Genomic DNA, 16,704 nt, shown 5'->3' with positions numbered 1-16,704 from the left:
CAGTTTTGACCGACCACTTAAGCTGGAACGGCCGCTAGCTCCTGCCGTGTTGGCCAGCAGTAGGCGCATTAGCTGGCCCAAACCCATCTTTGCAGCCAGGACTGCCTGCTGCGCCTTCGTCATTTTTCTGCTGCTCTATGAATCGTCGCGCTTCCATCACCGACCTGGCGAAGGCCCTGGGCCTGTCAGCTTCGACCATTTCGCGCGCCCTGGCCGACCACCACGACGTGAGCGAGGCCACCAAGGCCCGCGTGCGCCAGCTAGCCAAAGAGCTACACTACCAGCCCAACCCCCTGGCCGCCGGCCTGCGCCGGGGCCGCAGCAATACGCTAGGGGTTATCGTGCCGCACATCACGGGCTACTTCTTTCCCGAGGTCATTCATGGCATTGCCAGCGAGGCCAGCGCGGCTGGCTTCAACGTGATGATATGCCAATCGAACGAAGACGCGCAGCAGGAGCGCCAGATTATCGAGCTGCTGATGGGCGCGCAGGTAGCCGGTATTCTGCTCTCTTTATCAGACACCACTACTGACTTTGAGCACTTTGAAGCTGTGCGCCAGCAGGGCGTGCCGCTCGTGTTTTTCGACCGCGTGGTACAGGGCTTCAAGGGGCCGAACGTGACGTCGGTAACGCTCAATGACTACCTCGGTGCCTACCAGGTGGTCGAGCACCTCATTGCGCAGGGCTGCCGGCGCATCGCCCACTTCACGGGCCCGCTGCACGTCAACATCCACCAAAACCGCCACCAGGGCTACCTCGATGCCCTAGCGGCTCATGGCCTCGCGCCCGACCCGCGCCTCATTGCCTTCTGCGAGCTGAGCCAGCAGGGTGGGGCCGCCGCCATGCGCGGCCTCATGCGCCTCTCGGCCACGCGCCGGCCCGATGGCGTGTTCAGCAGCAACGACTTAGCGGCCGTAGGCGGGCTGCAGGTAGCCAAAAAGCTCGGTTTCCGAGTGCCCGAAGACGTGGCCATCGCCGGCTTCAGCAACGAGGTTTTTACCCAGCTCACCGAGCCGGCCCTCACCACCGTAGACCAGCGCTGCGAGCAAATGGGCCGCACCGCCGTGCAGCAATTGCAAAAAATGCTGCCCAGCCCCGGCCACAACCCCGCCACGCCGCGCGGCATCGTGCTCAAGCCCAAGCTCATAGTGCGCGACTCGTCGCAGCGCTAGGGGTGGTTTTGCCCAAATGTTTGCCCAAACGTCCGTCATGCTGAACGCAGTGAAGCATCTTGCCAGGGGGCGCTAGGGGTAGTATCCTGACGTTGCGAGTAAGATGCTTCACTGCGTTCAGCATGACCGCGTTTTTTAGCTCAGCATCTTGGCAAAGTTCACTTTGATTTTGAGCTGCAAGTCGGAAATTACTTTGAAAATCTCCTTCAGTGTCACGCGCTCTACTTTGGTTAGCTTCTTGGGGTCGAGGTAGTTATCGGGCGGAAGCTTGTCGTGCATCATCTGGGTTGCCTGCTTTTTAAGGCGCATACCCATCAGGTAATAGTACGATTGCAGCAGCTCCTGATACTCCTTCTCGGTGAAGACCCCTAGCTGGTGCAGGGCGGCCAGGCGCTGGCCGGTGTTGGTGGCGAAAACGCGGTTTTTGAGGGCAAACACCCGCACGGCGTCCACGATGGGCGACATGATTTTTTTGAGGTTGACCACCTGCTGGTCGCCCACCGCAAAGGTGCGAATGTTGTTGAAAAACGTGAGCGGCGGCTCGTATTGCAGGGCATTGGTAGCCATGTAGTGCAAAAAGCGGTCGAGCGGCTTTTGCAATTCGGTATCCAGGAAGTCGCGCAACTCGTCCAGGATATCAGCTTCGCCATACAGAAAGCGGATGTCGAAAAACGCCGCGAAGCGCATCACGTTTTCGGGGTTCGACTCGTGCAGCCACTCGGTGTAGTTGCGTTTCCAGTGCGAGAGCGAGTGCGTCCACTTCGGGTTTTTGGCCATGAAGCCGCCGTCGCAGAAGCTGAAGCCAATCTCGTTGAGGCGGTCCGATACCTCGGTGGCAAAGCGCAGGAAGTAATCGCGCACCAGCTCGCGCTGCTCGTTGGCCTTGTCTTCGTAAATGATGGCGTTATCCTGGTCGGTAAGCAGGGTTTGTTCCTGCCGGCCTTCCGACCCTAGCACGATAAACACGAACTTGGCCGGCGGGGGGCCTAGCTCACGTATCACATCTTCAATGACTTTCAACGCAATCGTGTCGGCCACGGTCGTGATTACCTGGTTCACGATTTCGGGCTTCACGCCCCGGTCGAGGAGCTGAAACACAATGTCGGGCACCTTCTGCCAGTTGCGCCGCAGCTCGCGCAGCGACACGGCCTGCTTCACGCCCTGAATAAAGAGAAATGGCGACTGGGCCTGCTCGGCCAGCAGCTTGTTGCGGCTGATGAAGCCCAGGTACTCGCCACTAGGCGCCTCTATCAGCAGGTAGCGCGTCTTGGTGCGGAACATCAGTAGCAGCGCCTCATACACGAAAGCCTCGCTGCTGACGGCGCGCGTGGGCGCATCGAGGTAAGTGCTAATCGGCAGCCGGGCATCGCCCAGGCCCGCTACCACCTTGTCGCGCAGCGTGATATCGGTGACGTAGCCCACGATTTTCTCGTCGTCATCGCCTAGCACAAAGTAGCAGCTGCTGCGCGCCTTGGCCATGCGCCGGGCCACCTCGTGGGTGGGCGTGCTGCCGGGGCAGGCTAGCACCGGGCGCAGCTCTACAGCGGCCATACGGCGCGAGTACAGCTCGTCGGCGGCAATAAAGTTCTGGGCGGCCTGCGGGCCGGGATGCACCAGCTGGGCGTACTCCTCGTCGAGCATCAGCCGGCCGTAGCGATTGGTAAAGTGCTGAAAGAAAGACTCGTAGCCCAGGCACAGCCCCCGAAAGTCGTTGCGGTGCAGAAAGTATACCCGCGTGCCAGCCCGCGCCTGCACCGTGCGCAGCGAGCGCTTTTTATTGAGCAGCACCGATACGCCGCCGTAGCAGGTGCCGGGCCCATAAAACTCGGGCAGGCGCCGGGCCTGCTGGCCATCGAAGAAAAAGGTGTCGTAGCCGCCCTCCAGTATCAAATCGACGCCCCGCAGCTTGGTTTCGCCCTGGTGGTAGATAACGGCCTCGCGCGGGTGCGTCACCTCTTGCAGCAGCAGCGCCACCTCCTCCAGCACCTCGGGTGGCAGCAGGTTAAAAGGCTCCACGGTGCGAAGGAAGGCGAGGCGGGTATCCATAGGTAATTAGGAGTTGTGAGTTATAAGTGATGAGTTTATGGATTGCGGCGGGCAACTCATAATTCAAAACTCATACGTCATAACTGCGAAGCTAAATCATGCCCAGCCAGTATTTCCAGAAGGGGCGGCGGGCGGCGGCGAGGGCGGCGTGGGTGGGCGGCGGCTGCAGCGGGCGCTGGCTAGCCAGCGTTTCGGCGTCGATGTCGCCGGTGCGGCGCAGCTCAAAAAAGCATTGTGCGGTGGCCTCCGCGTCGGCCAGGGCATCGTGCTGCTTACCCATAGGCCGCCCAAACTGCCGCTGGTACAAGTCGGCCAGGCGCAGGTACTGCTGGCGCACGGGCTGCAGAAAGCGCTCGGTGAGCCGCATAGTACAGAACGTGGGCAGGCCTAGCAGTGCATTGGAGAGGCCCGAGCGGTGAAAGCTGACCCCCACCATGTGGTAGTCGAGTTCGATGAAGTGGCCCACCACCAAGGGCTTGTAGTGCAGCAGGTCGTCGTGCAGGCGCTGCATCACGGGGCGGCGGGCCTCGCCGTGCTCGTGCAGGTAAGCCAGCGTGAGGCCGTGCACCTGCATCGAGGCCGGACTGAGGTCGTAGTCGCTGGGCCGGATGTAGTGGTTTTCGGTCTTTACCAGCTCGCCAGCGGCCGTGTAGATAAGCCAGGCCACCTGGGCCACGTGCGGCCACGCGCCCGGCTCGGCATAGGGCCGCCGCCAGTCGGTGGGCAGGCCCGACGTCTCGGTATCAACGAAAAGCAAGTACTCGGGCACGGCGTAAAAGTAAGGAGCAGCGTGCAATCAACAGTGAGCCATTACTTACCGTGCCTGCCCATACCTATTTATTCGCGGCTAGCGGGCCCGGCTGGGTAGTGCCAGGAAAGCGCCAGGTAGCTATAAATCAACCGGATACCGGAAGTATTGCGGGGCGGGCGCCGCGCCCCGGGCCAGCAGCGCCACGGCCCCCTGGTAGCCTGCCCCCACGGCAAAGCTGTGCAGGCTAGCCCCGGCCGGAGCCACTAGTGCGGGCGGCCCGGCGGCGCTGGGCCCCAACACCGAAAACTCAGCGAAAGGCATCGATAAACCCATGCCCAACGCTTTGGCATAGGCCTCTTTGCGCGTCCAGATGGTGTAGAAGAGCGGCCCGCTCGCCGCCCTGGCCGTCGCGGTGCGCAGTACCAGCTGCTCGGCAGCCGAAAACAGCTCGGCTACCAGCGCTTCCTCCCCGCTGATGGGGGCTAGCTGCTCCACATCGGCCCCCACCGGGCCCGCGTCCGAAACAGCCAGCAGCGCCCGGCCCGGGCGGTAAGAAAGGTTGAAATGAAGCTTGAAGGCAGGCAAAAAGGGCTTGCCATGCTTATCGGTATCGAGGTATAAGGTGCTGGCTGGCTGAAAGGTATACAGCTCCAGCACCGCCCGCAGAAAGCTATGGGCACGGCCGTAGGTCTGGCGCAGGGCCAGGGTGCGCAGCTGGTGCTGGCGGGTTAGCTCGGGGGGCGACAGGGTGTTGCCGATGGTTCGCCAAACTGCGTCATTGGCTGCTAAATCGGCCTGCCAAATGTGCAAAAATGACGGCATGTACTGCTAGGCGGGTGGGGTTGCAAAATAAGTTGTGGGTACCCCAAACTTACGCCGAACCCCCAAGGCTTCCTGCATCACTAGCTGCCCGAAATAAAGGCGCTCGGAATGCCTTGCCAGCGGGTGTTGGCCGGCAGCTGCTCGCCCTTCATCAGCAGCGACAGACTTTTGAGGGTGGCGCCGGGGCCGATAACGGAGTCGTAGAGCACCACGCACGAGGTGCCTACGGTAGCGTAGCGCCCAATGCGCAGGTTGGACATTTTCATGACCCGGTCCTCAAACAAGTGCGTTTGAATGGTGCTGCCGTTGTTGAGTACGGCATGGTCGGCCACCCAGGCCAGGTCAAATTCGGTGATTTCCGTGGTATCCATGTACACCGAGTGGCCGAAGTGGCTGCCCATGAGCTGAAAAAACCAGGTGGCAAACGGCGTACCCAGCAGCGCAGCCTCCCAAAAAGGATACACATAGCTTTCGCACAAGGAATTAACCAGCTCGTTGCGCCACACAAACGACGACCACAGCGGCTTTTCGGAGGGCCGGTAGCGGCCAATAAGCACCCACTTAAGCAGGGCTGTGAGCAGCGAAAAGCCGAAAATAAGGCCCACCAGCGCGCCCGTGCCCGCCACTACGCTGCTCCAGAAAGGATAGTGCAGCAGGTGCCAGTGGCTGTAGTGATAAAGCACGGCAAACGTAATAAACGTGAACGTAACCGGCAGCACAATTTTGACTAATTCGATGAGGCGGCGCGCCCATACCAGCCGGGCCGGCGGGTCGAAGGTAAGCTCGGGGGCGAAGGAGGTAGACACCGGACGGTTGGGCAGCAAAAAGGCGGGCGAGCCCACCCACGACGTGCCATCGGGCGGCGTATCGGCGGGGGCCGAGGAGAGGGCGCCAATCAGGTTGTTGGTGCCCAGCACGGTGCCGCCGGCCAGCACCGCGCCGTTGCCCACGAAGGTGCGCGCCCCCACCACCGTGGGCAGCACCGACACCAGCCCGTGCTGCACGCGCGGCGCGCCCACGCTCACCGAGTCGGCCAGGAACGAGCCGGCGCCCACGGTGAGGTGCTCGGCCGAGATGTGGTTGAGAGTCGAAACCTCGGCACGGTAGCCGATTTTGGCCCCTAGCAGCCGCAGCCAGAATGGCGTGTAAATGGTGGCGTAGAGCGACTTAAGTAGCGTTAGGCTCTGGGCCAGTACGGCGTCGGCCACCCAGTGGCGCACGTAGGCCAGGCTATAGAGGGGCAGCGTGCCATCGGCCTGGCGGCCGGCTACTAGGCGCTTGGTGCCGGCCAAAATGGCCATCAGCAGCAGCACGTAGAGGGCCGACAGCGGGAAAAGCGAAAGCAGCGAGGGCTCGGCGCCGAAGCGCTGCACGCTTTCATAGAGCAGGGCAATAATAGGCAGCGAGGCCACTGTGGGCACCAGCAGCATAAGGGCAATGGCCCCGAGCTGGGCCAGCAGGTAGCCCGCGCCGGGGCCGGCGGCCGGGCGCAACGGCGTCACGGGCACCTCGCGCACGCGCCGGGCCGGCGAGCCCAGCCAGCCTTCCTGGGCCGGAATGTGGTGGCCGGCGGGCAGCACCGAAAGGTCGTCGAGCTCGGCGCCCTCGCCCAGGCTGGTGCCGCCTTCCAGGATGGCGCGCAGGCCCACGTAGGCATCGCGGCCCACGGTGGTAGGGCCGATGATGAGGCGGTCGCGCTCGATGCGGTAGCCTAGCAGGGCCGCTTCGCGGGCCAGGCTGGCGCCGTCGCCGATGGTCAGCAGGTCGAAGCACAGCACGCGGGTGGTGCCCAGGTACACGTTTTTGCCGATTTTAGCCCCTAGCAAGCGGTAGAAGATGGCCAGAAAAGGCGTGGCCGACAGCAAAGGCGTGGGCGCGGCTTCTACCAGCTTCTTCACCACCCAGAAGCGGAAGTAGTAGAAGCCCCACAGCGGGTACTCGCCGGCGCGGAAGCGGCCGATAATCAGCCACTTCACGGCCACCACCAGCAGACAGGCCAGCGGCACGTAGAGCAGCACCGAGGCCACGCCTGCCAGCACCAGCTCTGGGTACGACCACTCGGCAAATACGGGCCGGAAATGCAGCGAAACGTTCAGAAAAAACACCGGCACGGCGTAGAACGCGGCAATCGACACCAGCTGCAAAATGGCTGTGAGGAGCCGCGTGAGTGTGCTGGCGCGCACCACCGGGCTAGCCAGGGCCGGGTCGGGCGCGGGGCTGGCCGCCTCGGTAGCGGCCTGGGCTGCTACCGAGGCGGCCAAGGCCTCAATGGTGCGCTGGGTGTACATTTCCTTCACCGAAAGCCCTTGGAAATCGGGCTGTTGGCGTAGCTCCGACACGATGAGCGAGGCAAGCAGCGAATTGCCACCGATGTCGAAAAAATCGTCGGTAATGGAAATATCGGCCGTGTCGAAGCGTTTTTGCCAGGTGGCGTAAATAGCGGCTTCGAGCGGGTTGCGGGGCAGCGTGAGTTCGCGGGCGGGCGGCTGGTCGCCACTCACGGGATAGGGCAGGGCCTTGCGGTCAACCTTGCCACTGGTAAGCAGCGGAAACGCCGTGAGCGGCACCAGCGCGGCGGGCAGCATGTAGGGGGCTAGCAGCTCGCGCAGGTAGGCCCGCACGGCGCGCTCGTCCAGCAGGTGGTCGGGGGCCAGAATGAGGTAGGCGATGAGTTTTTTCACGCCGTCGGTGCCTTCCTTGAGGGCTACGGCGGCGTTGCGGATGCCCGGCCATTGCAGCAGCAGGCTCTCAATTTCGGCCAGCTCGACGCGGAAGCCCCGGATTTTTACCTGCGTGTCGATGCGACCCAGAAAGTCGATGTTGCCATCGGCCTCGAAGCGCGCCAAGTCGCCGGTGCGGTAGAGGCGGCCCGCAAAGCCGTTCTGCAACTCGCTAATCGTGTTAAACTTAGCCGCGCTCAACTCGGGCCGATTGAGATAGCCGGCGGCCAGCGCGGGGCCGCCGATGCACAGCTCGCCAGCCTGGCCCAGCGGCACAAGCTGCCCTAGCTGGTCGAGCAGCAGTGTTTCGTAGCCCGCCAGCGGCCGGCCGATGGTGAGGCGCTGGCCAGGCACGAAGTCGGCGGCGGTGGCTACCACCGTGGCCTCGGTGGGGCCGTAGGTGTTCACCACCCGGCACTGCCGGCTGGCCCACTTGGTGAGCAGCTCGGGCGGGCACACTTCACCGCCCAGGATGAGCAGGCGTAGCGTTGGAATGCTGGCTGGCAGCAGCGAGAGCAGCGTGGGCACCGTCGAAAAAACCGTAACCTGCTGCTCGACCAGGAAGCCGGGCAGCGCGTCGGGGGCCTTCATGGTGTCTTCGGGCACGGGCACTAGGGCACCGCCGGCGCCCCAGGCTAGCCACAGCTCTTCGAGCGAGGCATCGAAGGCCACCGAAAAACCCTGCACCACCCGGTCTTGCGGCGTAGGCTGAAACAGCACTTGCTCGGCCCGCACCAGATGGCAAATGCTGCGGTGCGGAATGAGCACGCCCTTGGGCAGCCCGGTGGTGCCCGAGGTGTAAATGACGTAGGCAATCGAATCGGGCCCGCCGGCCACCGGCTCATTGAAAGAAGGCACGGCCGGCGCGGGCACGCCAGGGTCGATGACCAAGCCTTCCCAGCCCGCAAAGCCCTCGGGCAGCGGCCGGTTATGAAGCAGGGCCCGCGCGCCGCAGTCGCTCAGAATGAATGTGATGCGGTCGGCCGGAAACGATAAATCGAGCGGCACGTAGGCCGCGCCCGCCTTAAGCACGGCCAGCATGCCCACGTATAGCTCGATGGACTTGGCCAGGAGCAGGCCCACGAAGTCGCCGGCCCGCACGCCCTGGCGCTGCAGGCGGAAGGCTAGCTGGTCGGCTTCCTCATTCAGCTGCTGGTAAGTGCGCGTGTCGCCTAGCCAGCTCAGCGCCAGGTTATTAGGATAGAGCCGGGCGGTTTCCTCAAACAGCTGGTGCAGCAGCTGGGGGCCACCCTCGGCCACGTGCTGCGGCGCGGTCAGGAACTGGCGCAGCAGGCTCACTTCTTCCTCGGCCAGAAAAAATACGTAGCCTACCGTGGCTTGCGGGGCACTGGCCAGCTGCTCGAACACGCGCTGCACGTGGGCCGGCAGGTAGGCGGCGCCCCAGGGCCCGGGCAGCCCGCCCGTGCAGGCAAAGCTGACGGCCACCGTGTGGTCGGCCGCAAAATCCAGGGTCACGCACCACTCGTGGTCGGGATTTTGGGCCTCGGGAGCCGGAAAGGAGAGGCGGCAGCGCGTGATGGCCGCCCCTAGCTGCTCGGCCACGCCGGCCAAGCCCATCACGAGCTGGCCGGCGGCTTCGGCTTCCAGCTCGGCCAGGGTCAGGGTATCGCTGAGGTTGAGCAGGGCCGTGGCGGGCGGAAAGGCAGCCACCGCATTTTCGACCCGCAGCGTGGCTTGCAGCTGGGTGGGGCTGCGCTCGGCCGGCTGGCGGTAGTACACCGCCGCAAAGGCGGCCAGGTAGCCGGCAATCAGGGTTTCCTTTTGCTGAAAGGCGAGTTCAAAGTCAGCCGCTTTGGGGGCGGCGTCGGGCTCCGAAGCCGGAACGAGGGGCAGGTCGATGGTCGGGGTCATGGGTAGGCAAAGGGCACCGCCAGGGGCAGCGGCGGCAGGCAGGGCAACCGGGCCTCAAATAGCGGCGCAGTGCGTGAACCGGGCATGAGGTTTGGGGCTGTACCGCGCCAAAATAAGCGCCGCTGGCAGCTAGCTGGCACTTACGCCAAAGTGCCGCTTTAGGATACTAACCCCAGCGGCCGGCAGCAACAAAAACGGCCCCGCCGTAGCGGAGCCGTTTTGTGAGGTGTCAAGCTTGTTTTCCTTATTGCTTATACTGGTAGTAGCGCACGTAGTCGACCTGCATCTGCTGCGGAAACACGGTGGAGCCATCCGGATTGCCCAGGAAATTGCCGCCCACGGCTACGTTCAGCACCCCAAAGAAATTGTTGTTGAAAGGGTAGGGCGAGGCATCGTTGCTGGTGAAGGTGTAGTACAGCGTACCGTCGAGGTAAAACCGAATCTGGTCCTTGCTGCGCACGGCGCTGTAAACGTGGAAATCGTCGGCCAGGCTGGCGCTGCTAGGGGTGCGGATGTGGTCAACGCCGGCCTGCTTGTGGCTGGCCCCATCGTTGCCGAAGTGCATGGTCGTCAGAAACTCGGTGGGGTTTTGGCCCCGCAGCTCCATAATGTCGATTTCGCCGCACTTGGGCCAGTTGTTCTGGTCAATATCGCTGCCTAGCATCCAGATGGCGGGCCAGATGCCCTGGCCCTTGGGCAGCTTGGCGCGCACGTCGTAGCGCCCGTACTGGAAGTTTTGCTTGCCCTTGGTGAGAATGCGCCCCGACGTGTAGCTGCTGCCCGACTTAACGGCCTGGATAATCAGGTTGCCGCCGTTCTGAAACACGTTGTCGGTCGAGGTAGTGTAGGTTTCCAGCTCATTATTACCCCAGCCGCCGCCGCCCGTGTCGTAGGCCCATTTAGTGCCATCCACGGGCCCGGCGCCGTTAAACTCGTCGCCCCACACCATTTCCGTGTACTGGGCATAGTCGCGGGCATCAGCGTTGGTAGCGGCCGGTACTACTACGGGCGCCGGAATGTCGGGCGTTTTGTTTTCGGTGCAGGCCGTGCCAAGCAGCAACGACAGCAGCAGGCCAGCGCCCTGGGCCGGCCGGCGAAATGGGTGGGATAAGGGTAGCATAAAGCTGAAAAAAGAAAGGGCCCGGTGAACTGCTCGCCGGGCCCTGGCAACACTATTACTTAACTAATAAATCTATTTGGCCACCAATTTCATGGTGAATACCGTGCCGGTGCTTTTGCCAGCGCGCAGCAGCATCGTTTTGTCGGTGATGGCCAGAATGCGGTACGTCAGGTCGGGCGCATCGGTGATGCCGATAAAAGTGCCCGCCTTACCCAGCACAAACTGGGCTAGCCCGGCGCCGTCGGCGGCCGTCAGCGTAAAGGGCGTTGAGTCGGAGCGGGGAGCCTGGCACGAGCCGGGGCTGCCAGCCACGAAGGTTTCGGCCTTGGCATCGTAGGTATAGACGTTGGATGCCGAGAACGTGAACTCATCGTCGGCCTGGCAGGCGGGCAGCTGGCCGGCCGCCGGGTTGCCAGCGTAATACTGGCTAGGGTTGCTTTCGGTACCCACAATGATGGGCGCCGCCGAAGCCTGGTCGAGCAGCCAGGTTTTCTGGGTGCCGTTGGTGAGCAGCTGCTTCACGCGGGTCACGGCGTCGAAGGGCACCAGGGTCACTTCGGTCTTGGTGCCATCGGCCAGGGTGCCGCGCAGGCGCAGGGTGGTAGCGGTAGCCTCAATTACGTCGTAGGTGAGGTTATTCACTGCTACTGGCTCCCCGATGAAGGTGCCGGCCTTTTGCAGAATAATCTGCCCTAGCCCGCTAGCCCCGCCGGTGGGCTTGAACACGAACGAGCCGCTGCTCGACTGCGACGTGCCACAGGTGCCGCTGGCGTAGGTGCCCCCGTTGCTTTCATACGTGTAGCTGGCCGAAGTGCCGCTGAACGTAAACTGGTCATCGGCCTGGCACGAGGTCAGCGAGTTGGCCGCCGACGAGGAGATGACGTTGTTGTTGGCGTCGAGGCGCTTCACGGCGCCCTCCGCGTTGGAGTACGTGAATACCCGCGCCCCGGCCGCGTTGCTCTGGCAGTTTACCAGGGTCGAGAAGCCGGCGTTGCCGCACAGCGAGGGGATAACCACGGCCGTTTGGGGCGTAGAGCCCGTGCCGCCGCGACCCGACTCTACCAAGCGCACCTGGTAGGTGCCGGCCTGGTTGTAGGTGTGCGTCACGGTTTTGCCCGTGCCGGTAGTGCCATCGCCAAACTCCCACTCGTTGATGAAGCCGTTCGTGCTGTTGTCGGTAAACGTAACCGTAACGGGGTACTGCGACGAGTTGACGGTGCTGGTGAAGCTGGCCGCGGGGGCTCCGCCTTCGAGGCTGCCCGTGTCGTTTTTCTTGCAGGCTGCCAAAAACAGCGGGCTGGCTAGCAGGACCCAGGCGGCCTTATTCCAAGTATTTTTCATAAAAGACTAAGCTGAGATTTTTTAAAAAAGCGGCTTAGTAGCCTGGGTTTTGCACAAGTTTGGGGTTGGCGTCCAGCTCCGTTTGCGGAATGGGCAGCACGTAATTTTTGTCGGTCGGAATACCGCGCCGCACGCCCACCGTGGCCAGGTAGGCCGACTGGGCCGTCATGCCCGAGATGAGGGTTTTGGTGCGCTTCATGTCAAACCAGCGGTCAAACTCAAATGCTAGCTCATACTTGCGCTCCCGGATTACGGCATCCTGGAAGTTGGGCGTATTGCCTGCGTTCAGGTCACGCGAAGAGGCCACGGTGTAGTCGAGGCCAAAGGCACGGCGGCGCACCTTGTTGAGGGCCTCGTAGCCGGCGGTGGTGCCGCCCAGGCCCTCGGCCACAATCAGGTACATCTCGGCCAGGCGCAGCACCGGCACGTTCTGGGGCGAATCCCAGATGTTGGTGTTCACCATGCCTACAAACCACTTCTTGCAATCGAAGCCGAAGGGCGAGCCCGGTAGGCTCTTGGGCTGAATGCTGCCGTTGGGCGACACATCGCCGGGCACCCACACGCTCACGGCCTTGCGGGTATCGCCGGTTTCGTAGCCCGCCACGAAGTCGGGCTCGGGCACGTTGAAGCCGTAGCCATCGCCGGCTGGCACAAGGCCGCCGCGGCGGGGCGCGAAAAACTGGTTCATCGACGAGCCCACGTTGTTGCGGTCGTACTGGTTGCGGCCGTTGGTAAACTGCACCTCAAACAGTGACTCCTTGGCGTTGTTGTTCTCGTTGGCTACCACGAAGTTATCGCCGTAGTTGGCCCACATCGTCTTGCCCGAGTTGTCGATAACGGCCTGGGCCTGCGTAGCAGCCTCGGCTTTTTTGCCCTCTGTGAGCAGCACCTTGGCTAGCAGGCCTTGCGCGGCCCACTTGGTGGCGCGGCCTAGGTCGGCGCCGCTGTACGAGGCCGGCAGGTTGCCGATGGCGGCCGTCAGGTCGCTCTCAATCACCTTGTACACATCGGCCTGCGGCGAGCGGGCAATGTTTACCTGGTCGATGCCGGTGGGCGGGGTGGTGTACAGGGGAATGTCGCCGTAGGCCCGCACCAGGTCAAAGTACATCTTGGCCCGGATAAACTGCGCCTCGCCCAGGCAGCGCTTCTGAATGGCGGGGTCCATACCCGCGATGAGCGGCACCTTTTGCAGCACGATGTTGCAGCGCTGCACCGAGATGTACGAGCCCTGCCAGAGGCGGGTAATCACGAAGTTGTTCGACGGAATATTGTAGTCGTCGAGCTGCGTGTACTCGATGCCGTCGCTGCCGCCGCCGCCGCCCGTGGTCGAAATATCGGCCCCGATATCCATGCCCCACAGGGCCGCGTTGTACTGGCCTTCCTTGGTGAGTTCGCTGTAGCAGGCCGTTACGGCCTGGATGGCATCGTTTTGCGTTTTATAAAAGTTGGCGTCCGTAATCTGGTCCGAAGGAGATTCTTCGAGAAACTTGCTGGTGCAGCTGCCCAATAGGCCTAGCGACAGCAGAAATACGCCGCAGGTGTACTTAGAGATAATCATGGATTGAGTGGGAATAGACAAGAGCGAGAATTAGAACCCGATGTTGACACCGCCCGTGAACACCCGCGCCTGCGGGTAAATGCCCAGGTCGACACCGCTGGCGCTCACCTCCGGGTCGAAGCCCGTGTAGTGGGTGAGGGTGAGCAGGTTCTGGCCGGTCACGTAGAAGCGAATCTGTTTAGAGCCGACGCGGCTGAGCAGGCTCTGGGGCAGGGTGTAGCCAAACGTTACGTTTTTGAGGCGGATAAACGAGCCGTCTTCCACGAAGTGGCTCGACACGCGCAGGTTGCGGTTGGGGTCCGAGTCGATGGCGCGGGGCACGTCGTTGCTGGTGCCCGGGCCGGTCCAGCGGTTGAGGGTAATGGTGCCGCCGCTGAAGCTACCGTAGAGCGCACTTTCGAGCAGGTAGCGGTTCTGGTTGTAAATCTGGTTGCCCTGGGCGCCGTTGATGAAGAAACTCAGGTCGAAGCCTTTATAGTTCAACGTGTTGGTGATACCAAACGAGAAGTTGGGGTTGGGCTTGCCAATGAACGTGCGGTCGGCCGCGTTGATAACGCCATCGCCGTTGAGGTCCTTGAAGCGAATGTCGCCGGGGGCCGTGCCGTTTTCCTGCTTGGCAGCCTTGGTTACCTCATCAGCCGTCTGGAACAGGCCGTCGGCCACGTAGCCGAAGAACGAGCCGAAGGGCTGGCCCGCGTCGTAGCGGATGATGGGGTCGCCGGCTAGGGTGCCGGGGCCGTTGTAGGGCACGCCCTGGCCCAGCGATTCGAGCTTGGTTTTGAACGCCGATACCGTCACGGAGGTCGACCAGTTGAAGCCGCCGTTTGAGCCAATGAAGTTGCGGGTGTTCAGCGAGAAGTCGATACCACGGTTGTAGGCCGAGGCCGCGTTGGTGTTCACGTTCTCGTAGGTGCCCGAGGCGTAGGACACCGGCACGGGCGCAATCAGGTTGGGCGAATTACGATTATAGACGTCAATCGAGGCCTCAATGCGATTGTCCAGGAAGCCCAGGTCCAGGCCAATGTTGGCTTGGTTGTTATTCTCCCAGCGCAGGTTGGGGTTGGCCAGGCGCGTGGGGGCACCGCCCGTGTTGATAGTCTGGGCCTCGGGGCCAAACGGATAGGTGATGCCGAAGTTAATTGAGTACAGGTAAGCGTAGCGCCCGGCGTTCAGGGGGTTACCTACCCGGCCGTAGCCGGCGCGAATCTTCAGGTTGCTGATGGCGCGGTTGCCCTTGAGGAATTCTTCCTCCGAGATGCGCCAACCCACCGAGGCGCCGGGGAAGAAGCCGAATTTCTCGCCGGGAGGGAACACCGACGAGCCGTCGTAGCGCGCCACGGCCGAGAACAGGTACTTACCGGCAAACTCGTAGTTGAGGCGGCCGAAGTAGCTGGCCAGGTGCTGCGGCGAGCTGATAAAGCCCGCGTTGGCCAGCAGCGTGTTGATGGGGCCGGCGTTGATTACGCGCAGGTCGTTGCGCAGGTAGCCCGTGCGGTAGGCTTCTACGTTGCTGTAGTTAAACTCCTGCGCCGACTGGCCCAACAGGAAGGTTACCTGGTGCTTATCGGCAATGAGCTTGTCATACGTAGCCGTGTTCTCGATGAGGTAGCTAGGGGCGTAGGACGAGGTAGCCGAGGCGCCGGCCGTGGCATAGCGCGACGTAACACCGGGGAAAGGCGGCGCCGAGGGCGCAAAGGAGTTGAACGCGCTGAAGAGCAGGTCGGCCCCCACGTTGGAGCGGATGCGCAGGCCCTTAAACGGCTCTAACTCAGCGTAAAAAGTAGTGAGAATCCGATTTTGCACGTAGCGCTGGTCGTTGCGCTGGGCGCTGGCCAGCGGGTTCTCCTCGATAAAGTTATCGGTGCTGCCGGTGGGCTCGTACCAGTACCCATCCGAGCGGTAGGGCTGGATAATGGCCGGAATCCGGATGAGCTGCTGAATGGTGCCGTACTCGCCGCTGTTCGTCGTTACCTGGCGGTCGGAGAGGTGAGTGAGTTGAATGTTGTTCCCCACCTTCAGCAGCCGGCCGATTTTTACTTCGCCGTTAGCACGCAGCGTATAACGCTCAAAGTTTGAGCCGATAACGATACCATCCTGCTGAAAGTACGAGGCCGACAGGGCATAGCTGGCCTTGTCGCTGCCGCCCGTCACCCCTAGCGAGTAGTTCTGAATCTGGGCACGGCGGAACACCAGGTCCTGCCAGTTGGTGCCGGCTCCTAGCGAAGCCGGGTCGCGCAGGCGGTCTACCACAATGGGCTTGCCCGCCGCAATGCGGCTTTCGTTGTTGATAACTGCGTACTGCTCAGCATTGAGCAGGCTCAGGCGGCGGGCCACCGTTTGCACGCCGGCGTAGGCGTTCACGTTTACGCTCGACTGGCCGGCCTTGCCGTGCTTGGTGGTAATGAGTACTACCCCGTTGGCGGCGCGCACCCCGTAGATAGCAGTAGCCGACGCATCTTTCAGTACGTCAATCGTTTCGATGTCGTCCGGGCTGATGCCTTGCAGCTCGTTGCCGGTGGCATTGCCATTGCCGTCCGTAGAGGTGGCGATGGGAAAGCCGTCGATAACGTACAGCGGGGAGTTGTTGCCCGCCGAGGTGATACCGCGAACGCGTACCGAGCTACCGGCAGAGCCACCCGGCGTGCCGCCGTTGGAGGTAATCGTAACGCCCGCTACCTTGCCCTGCAAGGCCTGCGTTACGTCGGGCACCGGCTGGCGCGTCAGTTCGGCGCCGTTTACGGAGGAGATAGCGCCCGTTACGCTGCCGCGCTCCTGGGTGCCGTAGCCTACTACTACTACCTCATTGAGCTTCTGCGTGTCCTCGCGCATGGTTACGCTCACGTTCGAGGCATTGGCGCTCGTAACCAGCACGGGCTGGCCTACGTAGCCAATAAAGCTGAACAGCAGCGTGCTGCCCTCGGGAGCCCGCAGGGCAAAGCGGCCATCCGCATCGGTGGTGCTGCCAATGGTAGTGCCACGCACCAGCACGGTTACGCCCGGCAGGGGTTCACCCTTGGACCCCACTACCCGGCCCGCAATGGGTATATCAACCAGTACGTGTAGGGCCGAGGTGGGCAAGAGCGGAGTGGTGGCCCCCGCAGCCACTGGTAGCCCGCAGGCTAGCAGCATCGCAGTATGTCGAAACGACGGGGCTAGGTAAAGCTTTCGCTTCATGCTATGAGTGAAAAAAGGGTGGGAAAGGATAAAAAAGTAGCCGGTAAGCCTACCACGTAAGCTGAACGGAAAGACTTCAGGGTGAAAATTCTGCAATCGGTTGCGGAGCCGGCAACGATTGCGGAGCA

The 16,704-nt window shown here is 62.5% G+C and carries 9 protein-coding genes; 1 reads left to right on the top strand and 8 read right to left on the bottom strand.

What is annotated here, in order from left to right:
* Window positions 1–137: 137 nt before the first annotated feature.
* Window positions 138–1,172 carry a LacI family DNA-binding transcriptional regulator gene (locus tag Q5H89_RS01500; RefSeq protein ID WP_305017518.1) on the top strand — a complete coding sequence of 345 codons (1,035 nt, stop codon included), beginning with the start codon at window positions 138–140 and terminating at the stop codon, window positions 1,170–1,172.
* Window positions 1,173–1,307: 135 nt separating this feature from the next.
* Here Q5H89_RS01500 and Q5H89_RS01495 read toward each other — a convergent pair whose 3' ends face one another.
* From Q5H89_RS01495 to Q5H89_RS01460, 8 genes are all read right to left on the bottom strand, one after another.
* Window positions 1,308–3,218 carry a DUF294 nucleotidyltransferase-like domain-containing protein gene (locus tag Q5H89_RS01495; protein ID WP_305017517.1) on the bottom strand — a complete coding sequence of 637 codons (1,911 nt, stop codon included), beginning with the start codon at window positions 3,216–3,218 and terminating at the stop codon, window positions 1,308–1,310.
* A 91-nt stretch (window positions 3,219–3,309) separates the two neighbouring features.
* Window positions 3,310–3,987: a 3'-5' exonuclease gene (locus tag Q5H89_RS01490; RefSeq protein WP_305017516.1), complete on the bottom strand. Its 678-nt coding sequence runs from the start codon at window positions 3,985–3,987 to the stop codon at window positions 3,310–3,312.
* Between the two features lie 120 nt (window positions 3,988–4,107).
* The gene (locus Q5H89_RS01485) at window positions 4,108–4,791 is read right to left on the bottom strand and encodes a 4'-phosphopantetheinyl transferase family protein (protein WP_305017515.1); all 684 of its coding nucleotides are present in this window, start codon (window positions 4,789–4,791) and stop codon (window positions 4,108–4,110) included.
* Window positions 4,792–4,871: 80 nt separating this feature from the next.
* The gene (locus Q5H89_RS01480) at window positions 4,872–9,383 is read right to left on the bottom strand and encodes a Pls/PosA family non-ribosomal peptide synthetase (RefSeq protein ID WP_305017514.1); all 4,512 of its coding nucleotides are present in this window, start codon (window positions 9,381–9,383) and stop codon (window positions 4,872–4,874) included.
* 244 nt (window positions 9,384–9,627) lie between these two features.
* Window positions 9,628–10,503, bottom strand: a complete 876-nt coding sequence (locus Q5H89_RS01475; protein ID WP_305017513.1) for a glycoside hydrolase family 16 protein — start codon at window positions 10,501–10,503, stop codon at window positions 9,628–9,630.
* Between the two features lie 72 nt (window positions 10,504–10,575).
* Window positions 10,576–11,844: a PKD domain-containing protein gene (locus tag Q5H89_RS01470; protein ID WP_305017512.1), complete on the bottom strand. Its 1,269-nt coding sequence runs from the start codon at window positions 11,842–11,844 to the stop codon at window positions 10,576–10,578.
* A gap of 34 nt (window positions 11,845–11,878) precedes the next feature.
* On the bottom strand, window positions 11,879–13,402 hold the full coding sequence (locus Q5H89_RS01465; protein WP_305017511.1) for a RagB/SusD family nutrient uptake outer membrane protein: 1,524 nt from the start codon (window positions 13,400–13,402) through the stop codon (window positions 11,879–11,881).
* Window positions 13,403–13,432: 30 nt separating this feature from the next.
* Entirely contained in the window at window positions 13,433–16,576 is a 3,144-nt protein-coding gene (locus Q5H89_RS01460) for a SusC/RagA family TonB-linked outer membrane protein (RefSeq protein WP_305017510.1), read from the bottom strand.
* Window positions 16,577–16,704: the final 128 nt, after the last annotated feature.

Origin of the sequence: Hymenobacter cheonanensis (assembly GCF_030581075.1) — a bacterium.
Classification (GTDB): Bacteria; Bacteroidota; Bacteroidia; order Cytophagales; family Hymenobacteraceae; genus Hymenobacter.
Note: the sequence above shows the minus strand (reverse complement) of the source record. Positions and strands in the feature narration are given on the sequence as shown.